This window comes from Corynebacterium sp. HMSC04H06 (assembly GCF_001815935.1).
Lineage (GTDB): Bacteria > Actinomycetota > Actinomycetes > Mycobacteriales > Mycobacteriaceae > Corynebacterium.
This window is the reverse complement of the sequence record NZ_KV823411.1, coordinates 1-16764: the sequence shown is the minus strand read 5'-3', so window position 1 is coordinate 16764 and position 16764 is coordinate 1. Positions and strand designations below refer to the sequence as shown.

The following is a 16764-nucleotide window of genomic DNA, read 5'->3' as shown; positions in this document are numbered from 1 at the left end:
AATCCCCCGATGTCATACCCCACACACTAAGGCAGACCCCACCACCCCGCAACCGGAACGGCTAGTCCTCCCAGTCCAGGGTGCGTTCGACGGCATCGTTCCAGCGGGAAAAGAGCTGGTCGCGGGTGCCGGCCTCCATCTGCGGCTCCCAGCAGGTATCCACGCGCACCAGCGATTCGAGCTCTCCCAGGCTGGACCACGTCCCGCAGCCCAGGCCGGCGGCGAAGGCGGCGCCCAGCGCGGTGGTCTCGATTTCCTGCGGCCGCACCACGGTCGCGCCGAGAATATCGGACTGCAGCTGCATGAGCAGCTCGTTTTCCACCATCCCGCCGTCGACGCGCAGCTCCTCGATGGCGACCCCGGAGTCCTGCACCATCGCCTCGACTACCTCGCGCGTCTGGAAACACGTCGCCTCCAGGGCGGCGCGGGTGATGTGGGTCCGGTCGGCAAAACGGGTGAGTCCCACGATGACGCCGCGGGCATCGGGGCGCCAGCGCGGCGCGAACAGCCCCGAAAACGCCGGCACTATGTAGACCCCGCCGTTGTCGTCGGCCGCGATCTCCTCCGAGCTGGCCGCGTCCGGGATGATCCCCAGCTGGTCCCGTAGCCACTGGATGAGCGAGCCGCCCACGGCGACCGAGCCCTCCAGCGCGTAGACTGGGTCGCTGCCCGCGCACTGGTAGGCCACGGTGGTCAGCATGCCATGCTGGGAGTATTTACGCTCCGCGCCGGTGTTGAGCAGCAAAAATAGCCCAGTCCCGTAGGTGTTTTTGGCGTGCCCGGCGGAAAACCCGGCCTGCCCGAACAGGGCGGATTGCTGGTCCCCCAGCACGCCCGTAATGGGCACGTCCATGAGCGTGCCCCGGTGGCGAACGGTGCCGAAATCCCCGATGGAGGCCCGGATCTCCGGCAGGATGCACCGCGGGACCCCGATGGCCTCGCACAGCTCGTCGTCCCAGTCCAGGGTGTCCAAATCCATCAGCAGCGTGCGCGAGGCGTTGGTCACGTCGGTCGCGTGCACGCGCCCGGCGGTCAGGTTCCACAGCAGCCAGCTATCGATGGTCCCGGCCAACAGCTCGCCCGCCTCGGCCCGCTCGCGCGCCCGGTCGACGTGGTCCAGGATCCACGCGATCTTCGGCCCGGCCGGATACGAATTGGCCAGCACGCCGGTCTTGCGCAGCCACTTGTCGGGCTCGTCGAAACGGTTGGCGGTGCGGGTGTCCTGCCAGACGATGGCCCGGTAGATGGGCTGCCCGGTCTCCTTCTCCCAGACCACGGCGGTTTCGCGCTGGTTGGTAATCCCCAGGGCATCGATGTCACTGGCGGCGATGTCGACGTCGACCAGCGCCGCTGAGACCGCCCGGCGCGTGTTGCGCCAGATCTCCCGGGCGTCGTGCTCGACCCAGCCCTGCTGGGGCATCAGCTGCCGATGCTCATACTGCGCCGATCCACAAATCTTGCCGTTAGCATCTACGATGACGCACCGGGTGGAGGTGGTCCCCTGGTCGATGGCGGCGATATACGTCACGGGCTAGAACCACCTTTCCAGAACGTGGGCGACACCCGCCTGACCGTTGGTTTTGGTAACGATGTCGGCGGCTTCCTTGACGTCGTCGTGCGCGTTGCCCATAGCCACCCCGCAGCCGACCCAGCGCAGCATCTCGATGTCGTTGGGCATGTCCCCGAAAGCGATAACCTCACTGGCCGCCACTCCGTAGTGTTCGGCCAGGTAGGACACGCCGCGTTCCTTGGTCACGCCGGGGGCAGCGATCTCGAGAAGCCCATCGGGCATGGAATAGGTGACGTGGGCGTCGGTGGCATCAACGAGCGGGGCCAGGCGAGCGTACATCTGCGCCGAGGTCATGTCCAGGTTGCGGACGATGAGCTTGACCGCGGGCTCGGCGACGACCTCGGCGCGGTCGGCCACACCGAAGCCGGGGTAGTCGGTGCGGGCGGCAAACGGGGCGTCGACGACGTACATGTCCTCGGTCGGGTCGGCCGCCGAGGTCCCGGCGCGCTCGGCGGCCACGGCGATAGACCCCAACACCTCCTCGGCGCGCTCGACGATGCCCGCCATCACCGCCGGCGACAACTCCTCGGCGTGCACGACGCGGTCGGCCAGGGAGTCATAGACCACCGCACCGTTGGAGGTCACGCACAACGGCCGGACGGGCAGCTGCTCGAGGACCGGCGCTATCCAGCGGTAGGGCCGGCCGGTGGCCAAGGCGAAGTGGGCGCCGGACTCGATGGCTCGAACCACGACGTCGCGAGTGCGGGCAGTCACCCGGTGCGCGGGATCGATGAAGGTGCCGTCAATGTCGCTGGCGATAAAACGCGGGGCGGAGACCACTACTAGACCTGTTCCTTGCGGCCCAGGCGGGACAGCCGCCGCAGCTGCCGGTTGGCTTTCTTGGCCAGCTTGTCGTCGGCCTTGCGCAACTCCTTGGCGGTTTTTCGCTCGGCCTTCTTCTTGCGCTTGCGGGCCTTTTCGGCCTTGTCCGCGGCGTCCATGCGGTCGGCTTCAGCCAGGGTGGGCGCCACCCCGCCGTTAGCGGCCGGACGCCACGCCAGGCCGTCCTCGAAGGGGCCGTGGTCGCGGTCGTAGTCCGCGCGCACCTGGTCCAGCAGGGCCTGCATGGCGGATTTGAGCCGCTCCATGTCGGCGGCGACGTCGCCGGTGAGCTCGATGGGTGCGCCAACCTTGACGTGCACCGGCAGGTGGTTGCGGCCCAGGTTCTTTTTCCCGCCCTTGGTCCAGATGCGCTGGGAGCCCCAGCAGATCATCGGGATCAGCGGGACCTCGGCGGCCGCGGCAATGCGGGCCGCGCCGTTTTTGAACTCCTTGAGCTCGAACGAGCGCGAGATAGTCGCCTCCGGGAAGATGCCGACCAGGTGTCCGGCGTTGAGGTGCTCGACGGCGACATCGACGGCGCCGGCACCGCGGGCGCGGTCGACGGGCACGTGCTTCATCCCGCGCATGCAACGCCCCACGACGGGTACGTCAAAGATTTCCTTCTTCGCCATAAACCGCACCAGGCGGCGTCCGCGCAGGTGGGCCGGCATGGAGCCGAAGAGAAAGTCGTAGTAGCCGGTGTGGTTCATCGCCAGCAGGGCGCCGCCGTAGGCCGGGATGTTTTCCACCCCCTCCACGGTGGTGACCACGCCCTGCCAATGCAGGACGCGGCGGGCCAGGCTGACGATGCCCTGATACATCGCCTCCGCGGCTTCGGAGTGCAGCCGCGTGTGCTCGGTGCCTTCCGGGATCCGGAACAGCCCGGAGCGCAGCTCATACTTGGTCATCGGGTGGCGTCTTTCCGGGACTTTACTTCTTGGGCTCGAGAACGTCCTTGCCCACAAACGGACGCAGGGCCTCGGGCACGACGACGGAGCCGTCGGCCTGCTGGTGGTTTTCCAGGATGGCCACGAGCCAGCGGGTGGTGGCCAGCGTCCCGTTCAACGTCGCCGCGATGCGGGCCTTACCACTGTCGTCGCGGTAGCGGGTCTGCAGGCGACGGCCCTGGAAGGTGGTGCAGTTCGAGGTCGAGGTCAGCTCGCGGAAGGTGTCCTGGGTGGGGATCCAGGCCTCGGTGTCGAACTTGCGGGCGGCAGAGGAGCCCAGGTCGCCGCCGGCGACGTCGATGATGCGGTAGGGCACCTCGACGGCCGCGAGCATCTCGCGCTCCATGTTCAGCAGCTTCTGGTGCTGCTGCTCAGCCTCTTCCGGCTTGCAGTAGACGAACATCTCCAGCTTGTCGAACTGGTGCACGCGCAGGATGCCGCGGGTGTCCTTGCCGTAGGAGCCGGCCTCGCGGCGGAAGCAGGACGACCAGCCGGCGTAGCGGATGGGGCCGTCGGAAAGGTCAATGATTTCGTCCTTGTGATAGCCGGCCAGGGCCACCTCGGAGGTACCGACCAGGTAGAGATCGTCGCGCTCGAGGTAGTAGATCTCGTCCGAGTGCGCGCCCAAAAAGCCGGTGCCGGCCATGATTTCGGGACGGACCAGAACCGGCGGGATCATCAGCTGGAAGCCGTGCTCGCGAGCCTTCTGGGCCGCCAGCATCATCATGCCCAGCTGCAGGAAGGCGCCGTCGCCGGTGAGGTAGTAGAAGCGGGCGCCGCCGACCTTGGTGCCGCGGGTGGTGTCAATGAGCCCGAGGGACTCGCCCAGGTCCAGGTGATCCTTGGGCTCGAAGTCGAAGGTCGGGACCTCGCCGACGTGCTCGAGCACCACGAAGTCGTCCTCGCCGCCGGCGGGAGCGCCCTCGACGACGTTGGACAGCTGGTACTGCAGCTCGTTGACCTTCTCCTCAGCCGCCTTCTGCTCGTCTTCTGCTGCCTTGACCTTGGCCTTGAGCTCGTTGGAGCCTTCCAGCAGCGCGGGGCGCTCCTCCGGGGAAGCCTGGCCAATCTTCTTGCCGAAGGCCTTCTGCTCGGAGCGCAGGTCATCGGCCTGGGAGATGGCGGTGCGGCGGCGCTCGTCGGCGGCCAGGAGGGCATCGACAAGCGCGGGATCCTCACCTCGGGTGACCTGAGAGGCACGGACGACGTCTGGGTTTTCGCGGAGGAATTTTAGATCAATCACGAATTTGATCCTACCCCACGGCCCTATGCTTTGTACGGTCAACTGGGCACTACAATCCCATTTGCTTGCGGTGGTCATAACCAGGGCTCTACCATGGGGATTATGACCAGCCATCCGCACCTGCCGCCGCGGGACATCGTGGACGGGCCCATCCCCAAGCACGCGCAGCTGCGCGACATCCTGGACGAGGTCTGCCGGACCACGCTGAAACCGGGGGATTTGCTCCCCGGCGAGCGCCTGCTCGAGGAGACCTACGGGGTCTCCCGCATTACGGTGCGGCGGGCCATCGGCGACCTGGTGGCCGCCGGCCGGCTGCGCCGCGTCCGCGGCAAGGGCACTTTCGTCGCCCCCAACCCGCTGGTCTCCCGGCTGCACCTGGCGTCCTTTTCCGACGAGATGGGCGCCCAGGACGTGACGGCCTCGTCGAAGATCCTCTTGTCGGGGCGCACCGCCGCCCCCGAGGAGGTCGCCAAGTTCTTCGGCACCGAACCAAACGTGCCGCACACCCACCTGCGCCGCCTGCGCCTGGGCGACGGCGAGCCCTATTCCATCGACGACGGCTGGTACAACGCGGCCTACGTGCCCAACCTGCTGGAAAACGACGTCTATAACTCCGTCTACAACATCCTCGACACCGACTTCGACGTCCCCATCACCGAGGCCGACCAGACCGTCACCGCTATTGCCGCCGATGCCGAGGTCGCCGACCTCCTCGAAGTCGATCCCGGCACCCCGCTGCTGCACATCATCCGACATTCGCGCTCGCGGGATAAGCCCGTCGAGTGGTGTTCCTCGGTCTACCGCACCGACCGCTATCGGCTGACCACCCTCGTGGTCCGTGCGCTCGAAGCTTAACGGGAAGGTAAACTGGCAATCCTTATGAGCACTGTGAAGACTTGGCGTTCCGCCGCCGCCATCCAGATTGCGCTGTGTGCTGCGCTCATCGCGGCGGTTTTCGTGGGCTCCTACGAGGTCGTGAGCAATTCCCAGGACTCTGCTACCCAGGCCGGCAACGGTGAGGCCGGTGGCGAGGCCGGTTCCGAATCCGAAAGACCTGCCCCAACTTTTACCACCGCCGACAAGGGCTCCTGCGTGACGTGGGACTTCAGCGGCTCCGGCGAGGTCACCAACTTCGAGCAGACCGACTGCGGCGACGAGCACCGCTTCGAGGTCGCCTCCCGCGAGGACCTGAGCATCTACCCCACCAGCGAGTTCGGCGAGTCGGCCCCGCGCCCCGACATCGAGCGCCAGGCCAAGCTACGCGAGGAGCTCTGCCACGGCGCCGTGCTGCAATACCTGGACGGCCAGTACGACCCGTCCGGGCGTTTTTCCATCGCCCCCATCCTGCCGCCGAAGCCCGCGTGGGATAACGGCGACCGCACCATGCTCTGCGGCCTGCAGACCACCGACGAGCGGGGCACCCCGCTGGAGACCAAGGGCAAGGTCGCCGAGGTGGATCAGGCCAATATCGCCAAGTCCGGCGAGTGCCGCTACATCGACGACAACCAGGTGCTGCACACCGTCGACTGCGCGGATCCGCACCAGCTGGAGACCACCCAAATCGTGGACCTGTCGGCCGAGTTCCCGGACTCCTACCCCGCCGACGAGGACCAGAACAGCTTCCTCGAAAAGACCTGCACCGATGCCGCCATCGAGTACCTGGGTAGCGAGGAGGCGCTCTACCAGTCCACGCTGCAGCCGTACTGGGGCTCCATCTCGGAGGCCTCCTGGAACGGCGGGACCTCCTCGGTCAACTGCGCGCTGATGCACCCCAATGACCAGGCCGGCTTCTCGGAGATCACCGGCTCCGCCCGCGACGGCCGCGACGCCATGCTCATCGATGGCCAACCACCCAAGGAACAGCCCAAGCGCAACCCGCGCCGCGAGGACTCCGCCGCCCCCGCGCCGGCGCAGTAAAAGCCGTAAAAGATGTACGCCGTCAGCGAGGAGCGCTTCGACGAGCTAGTCGACGACGCGCTAGATAAAATCCCCGAGGAATTCGCGCGTCGCATGCGCAACCTGGTCGTCCTCGTGCGCGACTACCACGAGGAAGACCCTTATACCCTGGGCCTCTACGAGGGTGTGGCCCTGACCGAGCGCACCCACGACCACACCGGCTTCCTGCCGGACGCCATCTTCATCTACCGCGGCGCGCTCCAGGACTACTGCCACAGCGAGGAAGAGCTAGCCCACGAGGTGGAAGTCACCGTTTTCCACGAGCTGGGCCACTATTTCGGCATCGAGGAGGAAGAGCTCCACCGCCTCGGCTGGGGCTAGGTTAGATCGGTGTCCGCCCACTGGGTGGCGGTCCAGTGGCCGAAGTCCTCGCCGCGCGGCTCGAGGACGGTGTAGCGACAGTTCGGCAGGTAGCCGGTGAAGGCGAAGTCGGCATCGATGCCCGCGGCGTGCCGAGTCATCACACGGATGGCCGCGCCGTGGGAGACGACGATGGCGTCCTTTTCGGCGCCTGCGGATTCGGCATCGGCGAGCTGGGCGGCCAGGGCTTCGAGGACCGGGCGGTAGCGGCCGTCGACGTCGGGATAGGTCTCGCCACTGGGTAGGCTGGCCGCGGGATCGCCGTCGATCCAGCCGCGCAGGGCGACCTGGAAGCTGCGGTGGGCGTCCTCGCTGTTGTCCATCTCGAAGTCACCGACGAAAATCTCGTGCAACCCGGGCACCACGTCTACGGCGACGGAGAACTCGGGCAGGCCGGCCTCCACCTCGAAGGCGCGCATAGCCAGCTGCGCGGTCTGCTGGGCGCGCAGCGCCACGGAACAAAACACCGGGCCCAGGCGCTCCGCGCCGACGATGCCCGCCAGCTCCCGGCCGACATCCTGGGCCTGGTAGCGGCCGCGTTCGGACAGCTCAGCGCCCGGCGGGCGGGTGTCGAGGCGCCGGTTGATATTAGATAAGGTCTGGCCGTGCCGAAGCAGGATGATTCTACCGCTCATACCTGCCTACTTTAGGATCTTATTCGCCGGTTTGCAGGGCGCGGACCCAGGCATCGGCGGCAGCGAGATCCGGCATCGTGGGCGCGGGGGCATCGGCCTGCCCGGCGGGCCAGGAGCCGAGGAAGACGATCTCCTCGCAGCGCAGCCACAGCGCGCGCAGGGCCTCGGCGACGGGGCGGTCGTCGATGTGGCCATACAGGTCCACGTAGAAGCGGTAGGTGCCCATCTTCCGGCGGGTCGGCCGCGACTCGATGCGCGTCATGTCCACCCCGCGGTGCGCGAACTCCTGCAGGGCGCCGACCAGGGTCCCGGGCTGGTTGGGCAGGGTGAAAATGACGCTGGTCCGGTCGTGCCCGGTGCGCGGGGCCGGCCGCCCCGGCGGGCCGACCAGCACGAAGCGGGTAGCGGCTCCGGCCACGTCCGCGACCCCGGCGGCGTGGGTGTGCAGGCCGAAAAGCTCGGCGGCCCGGGCGGGCACGGCCGCGCAATCGACGTCGCCTGCAGCCACGGCCTGCGCCGCCGCGGCGTTCGAGCTCGCGGACTTAAAATCCGCGCCCGGAAGGTTCTCGCGCAGCCAGCCGCGCACCTGCTGGTAGGCCACCGGGTGGGTGCTGAACGTGCGGCACGCGGCCAGCTCCACCCCGGGGCAGGTCACGATGGAAAAGACCACCGGGATGTCCACCTCGCGGTAGATTTGCAGCGGGGAGCCCTCGACGACGGCGTCGAAGGTCGCGGTCACCGCGCCGTCCACGGAGTTCTCGATGGCCACGCAGGCGCGCTCGGCCCCGCCGGCGCGCACGAGGGCGCAGGCGGCGTGAGGCGAATCGACGGCGATGGGCTCGACGTCGCTTCCGGCCGTAAGCTCGCCCAGCGCGGCCTCGGTAAAGGTACCCGCCGGGCCTAGGAATGCAACCTTCATCGTCATGCGCTCTAGCCTAGCCGGTTAGGCTGTAGACCTATGGAATTCTCCCACGCGCAATTGGCCGCGGATTTGGCCGGGCTCGGCCCCCGCGAGCACGGCTTCAGCTTTATCGACCACGAGCGGCTGGCCCACCCCGGCCCGCCGCGGCCTGGCCGGTTGAGCGGCTGGGTGCTAAGCGCGAAGGATCTCAACGACGTGGCCGGGATGCCCACCACGCTAGGCTCGGCGAAGCGGACCTACCTGGCCACCGAGACCGATCCGCTCATCGCGGAGCTGGAAGTGGCCGGCGCCGACATCGTGGGCAAGTCCGCCGCCCCCGAGCTGGGCCTGCGCGTGGATACGGAGCCGGTGGACCTGCCGCACCCGGACAACCCCCGCTACCCCGGCTGCACCCCGGGAGGGTCCTCCGGCGGGGCGGCCATCCAGGTCGCCCGCGGGCTGGTGCGCGCGGCCCAGGCCAGCGACGGCGGCGGGTCTATCCGCGTGCCGGCCGCCGCGTGCGGGGTCGCCGGCTTCAAGCAGTCCGGCACGGAGCTGGGTGTGCCCGGGTTTATCACCCGCTCGGTCGCCGATACCGCCCTGCTGCACGACCTGCCGCTGAAAACGCCCGGCCGATGGCGCATCGGCGTGCTGACCCAGCCACTGTTCGCCGGCGTGCGGGTGGCCGACCACATCCTGCGCGCGGTCGCGGAGGCCGCCGCGGCGCTTAAGGCGGCCGGATTTGAGGTCATCGAGGTCTCGCCCTACCCGCATTCGGAAGAGACCTTCGCCGCCTTCACCCGCATCTTTTCCTCTCGGATGGCGGGCCTGGGTCCACAGGAGGGCTACGCCGAGTGGGTCCGCCAGCTGGGGCGCGGCTTCAGCGACGCGGAGGTCGACCGCGCCCACCAGCACGCCGCCCACCTGCCGCAGGTTTTGTCCGGCTACTGGGCCGTCGATGCCCTGCTCACGCCCATGCTGGCCTTCGATCCGCCGCGCATCGGCGCGTTCAACCGCCTGCCGCACGCGGAGAATTTCGCGGAGCAGACCCGCTGGTCGCCGTGGGGGTCGCTGTTTAACGTCGCGCACCTGCCGGCGATTAGCCTGCCCTGGGAGGTGCCCGACCACCCGCCCGTCGGCGTGCAGCTGGGCGGCATCACGCTCGCCGATGCCGAACTCCTCGCCCTAGCCCACCTCCTCCACGCATGAGGCCGGCAGCCTTGACGCCCGCGGTCACCGCCAGGCGCGCGCTGGTGGCCGAGGTCATCATCGTCCTGTCGCTGTCTTTTGGTGTCTCCGGCGTGCGCTCGCTGCTGCGCCTGGTGGATTCGCTGCTGGATCCGGCGCGCCTTTCCGAGCAGTCGGTGACGCTGAATTCCTCCCAGTCCGCCATCGCGTGGCTGGACGTCGGCCTGCAGCTGTGCTCGGCCGGCGTGCTCTTTGCCTACGGCGCCCTAGCGCTCTACCTGCTGCGGGTGGGGCCGGCGCCGGTGCGATGGGCATCGGTGAGCGCGAGCGGGGACAGCCTGCGCGGGGTGGGGCTGGCCGCGCTGATTGGTCTGCCGGGGCTGGCCCTGTACGTCGCGGCGGTGCACCTCGGGCTGTCCAAGGTGGTCGTTCCCGCGGAGTTTTCCCACCCGCTGGTGGAGGCACCGGTGCTGCTGCTGTGGTCGGCGGCCAACGCCTTCGGCGAGGAAACCGTCGTGGTGGCCTGGTTGATGACCCGGCTGAAACAGCTGGGCTGGAAGCTGCCCGCCGTGCTGGCAGCGACTTCTATTCTGCGCGGTTCCTACCACCTCTACCAGAGGATTTCCGCAGGTTTCGGCAACCTGGTCATGGGCGTAATCTTCGGCTACTACTACCACCGCACCGGCAAGGTCGCCCCCCTTGTTATCGCGCATTTTCTCATCGATGCCGTGGCGTTTATCGGCTACTCCCTACTCGGAGATCCGTTGCTTTTCGGTTTGTTGGGCTAGGCCTGCGCGCGGGCGCCTTGTAGGCTATAGCGCATGAATTATTCAGGACGCGACCATGACCGGGAATCCCGCCGCGCCGGCGATGACTTCGTGCGCGGGGCGGACGGTCGCATCCTGAAAGACCGCTACGGCCGGCCCATCCGCAAGCGGCCCGCGGGGTCGCGCTCTGGTGACCAGCAGCGCGCCACCCCGCCGCGGCAAACGCCGCCGCGGCAGGTTCCCCCGGTACAGCCGCAGCAACCGCAGCAGCAGCCGCCGAGGCAGGCGCCGGTGCCGGCCTACGCGCAGCCGCACTACCAGCAGCAGTACCGCCAAGAACACCGCCAGGACTACCCGCCGCAGCCGGAGGCCCCGCGCCGCTACCGGGTGCCGGCTCCGCCGGAGGGGCATCGTCCGCACCGGCGCCGCAAGCGCACCAGCCCGGTCAAAGATTGCCTGGGCTGCGCCGGCTGGGTGCTGGCCATCGTGGTGATCGCCAGCCTGGTGCTGATGCTCTGGGCCGACACGCGCCTGACCCGCGTGGAAGCCATGCCGGCCCAGCAGGTGGCCAAGACCGCCGGCACCAATTGGCTGCTGGTCGGCTCGGACTCACGCCAAGGCCTCACCGAGGAACAGCAGGCGGAGCTGGGCACCGGCGGCGACGTCGGCGTGGGCCGCACGGACACCATCATGCTGCTGCACATCCCGTCCAGCGGGAAGGCGCAGCTGTTATCCATCCCGCGCGACTCCTACGTCTCTGTGCCGGGCTTCGGCCAAGACAAGGTCAACGCCGCCTTCACCTACGGCGGCCCGCAGCTGCTGACCGAGACCGTCGAGGGCGCCACGGGCCTGCACATCGACCACTACGCCGAAATCGGCATGGGCGGGCTGGCCAACGTGGTCGATTCCGTCGGCGGCGTGGACATCTGCGTGGCCGAGCCCATCAACGACCCGCTGGCCAACTTGGACGTCCAGCCCGGCTGCCAGAAGCTCGACGGCCCGACCGCCCTGGGCTACGTGCGCACCCGCGCCACGGCCATGGGCGACCTGGACCGTGTGGCCCGCCAGCGCGAGTTCTTCGCCGCGCTGCTGGACAAGATCACCTCGCCGGCCACGCTGATCAACCCGTTCAGGGCGGTCTCGCTGGTCAACCACACGGCCTCGTCGTTCATCGTGGGCGAGGACGAGCACGTCTGGCACCTGGCCCGCGTGGCGCTGGCCATGGGCACCGGTGTGGAGACCCAGACCATCCCCATCGGCGGCTTCATGGACACCGAGGTCGGCAACGTGGTCCTGTGGGACGACGCACAGGCCCAGCAGCTCTTCGATTCGCTACGTTAGCGCAGGGTGACCTGGCGGGACTTCAGGTTCTGCAGCTGCTTGCGCTCGTCGGCGCTCAGCTGCGCATCATTAGCGATTTCGGATTCCAGGGCGGCGTCGACGCGCTGGAGTTCGGACTCGAAGGAGGCCGGGTCGGCATCGGCCGGCAGGTCGAAGACCGGGGCGATGACGCCGTGGGTGCGGAAGACACCGGCGAACTTGGTGCCCTCGCCGAGGTTCATCTCCTCGCGGGCGGCCACGCGGGCGATGGCGTTGAGGAAGGCGGACTCGTCATCGGTGGGGCGAACCCAGCGGATATAGGACTTGTCCCCGCCAGCGGACCAGAAGGCGGTGCCGCTAATATCGGCGCCTACCGGGTGGGTTGCCACCACGGACTGGTTGGCGGCCTGCAAGGACTGCTGGATGGCCGGGTTGCTGGGCGCGCCCTCGGGGATCCACCAGGAAAAGTCCTGGAAAACCTCGACGTTTACGTCCGCGGAGGCATCGATAAGCTCGCTCAGCTGCGGCTCCGTGCCGTCCGCGGCCGTGGACTCGAGGGTCTCGCCCGCGCCGTGGTTTTTCACCCAGTTCAGGGCGAAGGCTAGGTCGCGGCCCGGGTTGTGGGTGTGCGACTGGACCTGCAGGGCCACGAAGGCGGCCCCGCCGTACTCGTCGTCACGGATGAGGGCCGCCGATGCGCCGGGCAGCACCGTGGCCAGGTAGACGTCGCGGTCGATGCCCTTGACCGGCAGCTTCGCGTACGCCGCGGGGACGAACTCCTGCATGGCCACCAGGGTGGCCTCCGCCTGCAGCCCGCCGAAGGGGCGCGGGTCCTTCTCTAGGGCAGCGCGCTCGGCCGCGCGGGCGGCGAGCTTGGCCTGCCGGCGGGACATGCCCTCCGGCAGATCTTCGTTTTTCTTCTTCTTTTTAGCCATGCCCCCTAAGATACCTGGCGTTTAGTACTTAATGGCGTGGAGGGCGACTTCCGGTTGGTTCGTGGCCAGCACGTCCACGCCGTTGGCCCACGCCCACTTGATATCGGCCTGGCGGTCCACGGTCCACAGGTAGGTCGGCAGCCCGTGTGCTCCGATGGCCGAGGGCTGCAGCTTGGCGCGCATGAGCGACATGCCCAGGCCCGTCGCATCCGGCAGCAGCATGTCCCGCCGGTTGACGTGGCGCTCCCAGTCGCGGCGCAGGTAGATGCGGTCCACCTGCGGCGCCAGCTGCCGCATGCGGCCGATAGCCCGGCGGGAGAAAGAAATGACGTGGATGCGTGGATCATCCAACATGCCCGCGTACCGCAGGCGCAACACGACCTGCTCTTCCAGCACGTCGCCCGGGGCGCCGGGGTGCTTAGTCTCGATGTAGAGGTGCCGGTCGGTGGCGCGGACCAGCTCAAGCAGCTCGTCGAGGAGCAGCGGCCGCTGCCCGCCGCCGATGTCCGCGCGGGCGACCTCCGCCCACTTCATGCGGGAAATCACGCCGGTGCGGTCCGCGGTCCGGTCCAGCTTGGCGTCGTGGATGACCACCACGTAGCCGTCCTGGGTCAGGCGCACGTCGCATTCGATGCCCCAGATATCCAACCGCAGCGCCGCCGCGAAGGACGCTTCGGAGTTTTCCGGGTATTTGCCGGAATACCCGCGGTGAGCCACGATGTCCACGCGCGCACGCCTCCTCTTTTCTTCTGCCGCCCGGTTAGGTTTTGGGAGCCGACCTTTCATACTCTAACCCCGTTCCGGCTGTCCTGCAGAGGGGCCGAGGTTCTGCAATGATGGCAGGCATGGAACGCTTCCTCCGGCGCATGGGCTACCGCTTTGCCAGCGGTGCCCTGCACGCGGGCATCTTCTCGCTCGAGGTCTTGAGCGATCTCACGCCGGGGGTGCGCATGACCGGGCGGCGCCGGCTGCCGCAGAACATGGCCGGCGGGATCCTGGGAGCAGAGTTGGCCACGTGGGCGGCCATCTCGCCCTCACTGCTGCCGCGGCCGTGGTGGGTGACCGCCGCGAACGTGGCCATCGGGCAGGCGGCCGGCCACTGGGCAGGCGCGACCGCGGCTTATGTAGCGAAGAAATTCCTGCGCTCCATCGGCAAGCGCCCGCAGGACCGGCTGACCTACCAGTACCGGCACCGGATCGCGTTGGGGCTGGCGGCGGTGACTATGGGCATGACCGCGCTATCGGTGCGCAACCAGCGCAAGCAGGCAGTTCTTGTGGACAAGAACAACGACCGCGGCCCGGTCCAGGCCCTGGCCGGCACCGTCGTGGGCACCCTGGGCTACGGCAGCCTGCTGCTTCTGGGCGAGGCGGTGCAGGCCTCCGTCGACCAGCTGTCCAAGGGGCTGCGGCGCTGGCTGCCGGCGCTGGTGGCCTGGCCGCTGGGTGCGGCCGGCCTAGCGGCGGTGGTCTTCGTCTTGTCCAACCGCGTGCTGTTTAGGACCTGGATCCGCACCGTGACCGCCCGCGCCCAGGAGCTCAACCGGACGGTCTTTCCCGGCTCCACCATGCCCTGGGAGCCGGAGCGCTCCGGCTCGCCATGGTCTTATGAGCCGTGGACGGCCGTCGGCCTGCAGGGGCGCTCCTTCCTGTCCAGCGGGCCCCGCGTGGACGACATCAGGGCGGCCATAGACTGCCAGCGCGCCCACGAGCCGATCCGCATCTACGCCGGGCTGGTGCCGGGCCGTTCCATCCGCAACGCCGCCCGCCAGGTCATCGCGGAGATGGAACGCACCGGCGCGTTCTGGCGCAACACAATTGTCATCCAGATGCCCGCCGGCTCCGGCTGGCTCAACAACTGGTCTACCTGCTCTTATGAGTTCCTCACCCGCGGTAACTGCGCCACGGTCACGCTCCAGTACGACGTGCTGGCTAGCGTGTTTTCCTACGTCGTGGCTCCGGACGGGCCCGTGCGGGCCGCCTGGGAGCTCATCACGGCGGTCAAGCATCGCCTGGAAGACCTGCCGGAGGGCGACCGCCCGCGGCTCTACTTCGCCGGCGAGTCCCTGGGGGCCTACGCCATCCTGGACAACTTCGAGTCCGTAGAGGATCTGCTCGCCGCCTGCGAGGGCGCGGTCTTTTCCGGCCCGCCGCGCATGACCCGGTTTACCTCCGAGCTCCATCGCGACCCCGGCTCCCTGGAGCGCGTGCCGGTCATCGACGGCGGCAAGCATATCCGCTTCGCCGCCGCCACCCCGCACACCCGCCACGACGCCTTCGGCCACAGCTACCCGCAGACCTGGCAGCGCCCGCGCGTGCTCATCGCCCAGCACGCTTCCGATGCCATCGTGTGGTGGGACAAAGCGCTGGCCTTCCGGCGGCCGGGGTGGATCCACGAGCCGCAGCCGGACACGGCGTATGCCGACACCTTCCAGGAGATGTTCTGGGCGCCGTTTATCACCTTCTGGCAGATCGGCCTCGACCAGATCAACTCGCTCAACGTACCGGGCGGGCACGGGCACAACTATTTCTCGGAGATGTTCTGGTATTGGGACAGCGTGTTGGGCTCGCAGTCCCGCGTGGCGCTAACGCCTAGCCGTGCGCGCCGGATGGAGGAATTCATCCGCCGCGACGCCTAAGCAAAACCGCGCTAGCCGCACTTCACACCGGTGCTGTGGTGCGGGCAGTAGCCGTTCGGGTTCTTGGCCAGGTACTGCTGGTGCTCGTCCTCGGCCAGGTAATACTCGCCGGACGGGGTATCGCCAAGCAGCTTTACCTCGGTGGTGGTCTCCCCGAAGCCGTGGTCGGCCAGCTTGTCCGCGTAACGCTCGACCAGCTTCTCGATGACCTCCTTGTCCTCCTGCGTGCGCGGGTAGAACACCGAGCGGTACTGGGTGCCGACGTCGTTGCCCTGGCGGTAGCCCTGCGTCGGGTCGTGTGCCTCCAAGGCCTTGACCACCAAGTCTTCCAGGCTGACCCGCTGGGGATCGTAGGTGACCTCGACGACCTCGGCGTGGTTGGTCAGGCCGCGGCAGACCTCGTAGTAGGTCGGGTTCGGGGTATTACCGCCGGCGTAACCAACCGAGGTGGACTCTACCCCGCCGGTTTCCCAGTACATCTTCTCTACGCCCCAGAAGCAGCCGATGCCCAGCAGGAGGGAGCGCTGCCCCTCCTTCCACGGGCCGGTAATCGGCGTACCGAGGACGGCATGCGGTTGTGGCTCGGGAAGCACCGGCTCTGCGCGACCCGGCAGGGTTTCTTGTGCGTCAACAATCTTCGGCGCCGGTCCAAACAACCACGACATGGTTTAGTTCCTTTCCGGATTAATTTCGGGGCAATCTCAACGAACAATTTTGACGTTGTACTGCGGGTTTATAGATTTTTGCAAGAATTTCGTTGCGAAATCTACAAACCAGCCTATTATGGGGCCCGTACCCAACGAAAGGATAATAATCATGGCTGTTTACGAACTTCCCGACCTGCCGTACGACTACGACGCCCTAGAGCCACACATCTCCGCGGAGATTATGCAGCTGCACCACGACAAGCACCACAACACCTACGTGCAGGGTGCTAACGCTGCACTCGAGGCTCTTGAAGCCGAGCGCAACGGCGAGGCTAACGCTGACCGCATTCGCGCCCTGTCCAAGAACCTGGCTTTCAACCTGGGTGGCCACACCAACCACTCCATCTTCTGGAAGAACATGTCCCCGAACGGCGGCGGCCAGCCGACCGGCGAGCTGGCTCAGACCATCGAGCGCGACTTCGGTTCCTTCGAGAAGTTCCAGGCTCACTTCGCTGGCGCTGCTACCAGCCTGCAGGGCTCCGGCTGGGCCGTACTCGGTTACGACCACATCGCCGGCAAGCTCATCATCGAGCAGCTGACCGACCAGCAGGGCAACGTTTCCGTTAACTTCACCCCGCTGCTGATGTTGGATATGTGGGAGCACGCATACTACCTGCAGTACAAGAACGTGAAGGCCGACTACGTCAAGGCCTTCTGGAACGTCGTCAACTGGGACGACGTTGCCGAGCGCCTGGCTGCCGCTGAGAAGTAAGAAAAGCAACTCAGCGCCTTCCAGCGTTCCTAGCTAAAAGGGCCGAGCCCCGCGCGGGGCTCGGC

Annotated in this window: 17 protein-coding genes; 8 read left to right on the top strand and 9 right to left on the bottom strand. The window is 67.6% G+C overall.

The window, feature by feature from the left end:
* Positions 1–61 precede the first annotated feature (61 nt).
* From glpK to serS, 4 genes are read right to left on the bottom strand one after another with little or no spacing between them, the layout of a single operon-like run.
* The gene (gene glpK / locus HMPREF3067_RS02990; RefSeq protein ID WP_070768255.1) at positions 62–1528 is read right to left on the bottom strand and encodes a glycerol kinase GlpK; all 1467 of its coding nucleotides are present in this window, start codon (positions 1526–1528) and stop codon (positions 62–64) included.
* Between the two features lie 3 nt (positions 1529–1531).
* A complete protein-coding gene (locus HMPREF3067_RS02985) occupies positions 1532–2350 on the bottom strand; it encodes a Cof-type HAD-IIB family hydrolase (protein ID WP_070768254.1) in 819 nt (272 codons plus the stop codon).
* Positions 2351–2352: 2 nt separating this feature from the next.
* Complete coding sequence (locus HMPREF3067_RS02980; RefSeq protein WP_070768253.1) at positions 2353–3300, bottom strand: lysophospholipid acyltransferase family protein; 948 nt, start codon at positions 3298–3300, stop codon at positions 2353–2355.
* Between the two features lie 22 nt (positions 3301–3322).
* Positions 3323–4582, bottom strand: coding sequence for a serine--tRNA ligase (gene serS / locus HMPREF3067_RS02975; protein WP_070768252.1), 1260 nt, complete (start codon positions 4580–4582; stop codon positions 3323–3325).
* 102 nt (positions 4583–4684) lie between these two features.
* On the opposite strand from serS, the gene HMPREF3067_RS02970 reads away from it, so the two are divergent.
* The 3 genes from HMPREF3067_RS02970 to HMPREF3067_RS02960 are packed head-to-tail and all read left to right on the top strand — an operon-like array spanning position 4685 to position 6859.
* Complete coding sequence (locus HMPREF3067_RS02970; protein WP_070768257.1) at positions 4685–5437, top strand: GntR family transcriptional regulator; 753 nt, start codon at positions 4685–4687, stop codon at positions 5435–5437.
* Positions 5438–5461: 24 nt separating this feature from the next.
* Positions 5462–6499 (top strand): septum formation family protein, encoded by a 1038-nt coding sequence (locus HMPREF3067_RS02965; protein ID WP_070768251.1) that lies wholly within the window; start codon positions 5462–5464, stop codon positions 6497–6499.
* Positions 6500–6511: 12 nt separating this feature from the next.
* Complete coding sequence (locus HMPREF3067_RS02960) at positions 6512–6859, top strand: metallopeptidase family protein (protein ID WP_070768250.1); 348 nt, start codon at positions 6512–6514, stop codon at positions 6857–6859.
* Here HMPREF3067_RS02960 and HMPREF3067_RS02955 read toward each other — a convergent pair.
* Complete coding sequence (locus tag HMPREF3067_RS02955) at positions 6856–7533, bottom strand: histidine phosphatase family protein (protein WP_070768249.1); 678 nt, start codon at positions 7531–7533, stop codon at positions 6856–6858. The genes HMPREF3067_RS02960 and HMPREF3067_RS02955 overlap by 4 nt on opposite strands.
* Positions 7534–7552: 19 nt before the next feature.
* Positions 7553–8458 (bottom strand): prephenate dehydratase, encoded by a 906-nt coding sequence (gene pheA / locus HMPREF3067_RS02950; protein WP_070768248.1) that lies wholly within the window; start codon positions 8456–8458, stop codon positions 7553–7555.
* Between the two features lie 33 nt (positions 8459–8491).
* On the opposite strand from pheA, the gene HMPREF3067_RS02945 reads away from it, so the two are divergent.
* Genes HMPREF3067_RS02945 through HMPREF3067_RS02935 form a run of 3 tightly spaced genes read left to right on the top strand, consistent with a single transcriptional unit; the run spans position 8492 to position 11730 of the window.
* Positions 8492–9643, top strand: coding sequence for an amidase (locus HMPREF3067_RS02945; protein ID WP_070768247.1), 1152 nt, complete (start codon positions 8492–8494; stop codon positions 9641–9643).
* Complete coding sequence (locus tag HMPREF3067_RS02940; RefSeq protein WP_070768246.1) at positions 9640–10410, top strand: CPBP family intramembrane glutamic endopeptidase; 771 nt, start codon at positions 9640–9642, stop codon at positions 10408–10410. Before HMPREF3067_RS02945 ends, HMPREF3067_RS02940 begins: the two co-directional genes overlap by 4 nt.
* 33 nt (positions 10411–10443) lie before the next feature.
* Positions 10444–11730, top strand: coding sequence for an LCP family protein (locus HMPREF3067_RS02935; RefSeq protein WP_070768245.1), 1287 nt, complete (start codon positions 10444–10446; stop codon positions 11728–11730).
* Here HMPREF3067_RS02935 and HMPREF3067_RS02930 read toward each other — a convergent pair.
* Positions 11727–12644: a DUF5926 family protein gene (locus tag HMPREF3067_RS02930; RefSeq protein WP_070768244.1), complete on the bottom strand. Its 918-nt coding sequence runs from the start codon at positions 12642–12644 to the stop codon at positions 11727–11729. The genes HMPREF3067_RS02935 and HMPREF3067_RS02930 overlap by 4 nt on opposite strands.
* 21 nt (positions 12645–12665) lie before the next feature.
* Complete coding sequence (locus tag HMPREF3067_RS02925) at positions 12666–13370, bottom strand: glycerophosphodiester phosphodiesterase family protein (RefSeq protein WP_070768243.1); 705 nt, start codon at positions 13368–13370, stop codon at positions 12666–12668.
* Between the two features lie 119 nt (positions 13371–13489).
* Between HMPREF3067_RS02925 and HMPREF3067_RS02920 the strand changes: the two genes are divergently transcribed.
* On the top strand, positions 13490–15280 hold the full coding sequence (locus HMPREF3067_RS02920) for an alpha/beta-hydrolase family protein (protein ID WP_070768256.1): 1791 nt from the start codon (positions 13490–13492) through the stop codon (positions 15278–15280).
* 11 nt (positions 15281–15291) lie between these two features.
* Here HMPREF3067_RS02920 and msrA read toward each other — a convergent pair whose 3' ends face one another.
* On the bottom strand, positions 15292–15945 hold the full coding sequence (gene msrA, locus HMPREF3067_RS02915; protein WP_070768242.1) for a peptide-methionine (S)-S-oxide reductase MsrA: 654 nt from the start codon (positions 15943–15945) through the stop codon (positions 15292–15294).
* Between the two features lie 151 nt (positions 15946–16096).
* Between msrA and HMPREF3067_RS02910 the strand changes: the two genes are divergently transcribed.
* A complete protein-coding gene (locus HMPREF3067_RS02910) occupies positions 16097–16699 on the top strand; it encodes a superoxide dismutase (RefSeq protein ID WP_070768241.1) in 603 nt (200 codons plus the stop codon).
* Positions 16700–16764: the final 65 nt, after the last annotated feature.

What these genes read in the sequence shown, in the direction of transcription:
- HMPREF3067_RS02980 (WP_070768253.1), bottom strand. Translation starts at nt 3,300, where the DNA reads ATGACCAAGTATGAGCTGCGCTCCGGGCTGTTCCGGATCCCGGAAGGC.
- HMPREF3067_RS02970 (WP_070768257.1), top strand. Translation starts at nt 4,685, where the DNA reads ATGACCAGCCATCCGCACCTGCCGCCGCGGGACATCGTGGACGGGCCC.
- HMPREF3067_RS02965 (WP_070768251.1), top strand. Translation starts at nt 5,462, where the DNA reads ATGAGCACTGTGAAGACTTGGCGTTCCGCCGCCGCCATCCAGATTGCG.
- HMPREF3067_RS02960 (WP_070768250.1), top strand. Translation starts at nt 6,512, where the DNA reads ATGTACGCCGTCAGCGAGGAGCGCTTCGACGAGCTAGTCGACGACGCG.
- HMPREF3067_RS02955 (WP_070768249.1), bottom strand. Translation starts at nt 7,533, where the DNA reads ATGAGCGGTAGAATCATCCTGCTTCGGCACGGCCAGACCTTATCTAAT.
- pheA (WP_070768248.1), bottom strand. Translation starts at nt 8,458, where the DNA reads ATGACGATGAAGGTTGCATTCCTAGGCCCGGCGGGTACCTTTACCGAG.
- HMPREF3067_RS02945 (WP_070768247.1), top strand. Translation starts at nt 8,492, where the DNA reads ATGGAATTCTCCCACGCGCAATTGGCCGCGGATTTGGCCGGGCTCGGC.
- HMPREF3067_RS02940 (WP_070768246.1), top strand. Translation starts at nt 9,640, where the DNA reads ATGAGGCCGGCAGCCTTGACGCCCGCGGTCACCGCCAGGCGCGCGCTG.
- HMPREF3067_RS02935 (WP_070768245.1), top strand. Translation starts at nt 10,444, where the DNA reads ATGAATTATTCAGGACGCGACCATGACCGGGAATCCCGCCGCGCCGGC.
- HMPREF3067_RS02930 (WP_070768244.1), bottom strand. Translation starts at nt 12,644, where the DNA reads ATGGCTAAAAAGAAGAAGAAAAACGAAGATCTGCCGGAGGGCATGTCC.
- HMPREF3067_RS02920 (WP_070768256.1), top strand. Translation starts at nt 13,490, where the DNA reads ATGGAACGCTTCCTCCGGCGCATGGGCTACCGCTTTGCCAGCGGTGCC.
- msrA (WP_070768242.1), bottom strand. Translation starts at nt 15,945, where the DNA reads ATGTCGTGGTTGTTTGGACCGGCGCCGAAGATTGTTGACGCACAAGAA.
- HMPREF3067_RS02910 (WP_070768241.1), top strand. Translation starts at nt 16,097, where the DNA reads ATGGCTGTTTACGAACTTCCCGACCTGCCGTACGACTACGACGCCCTA.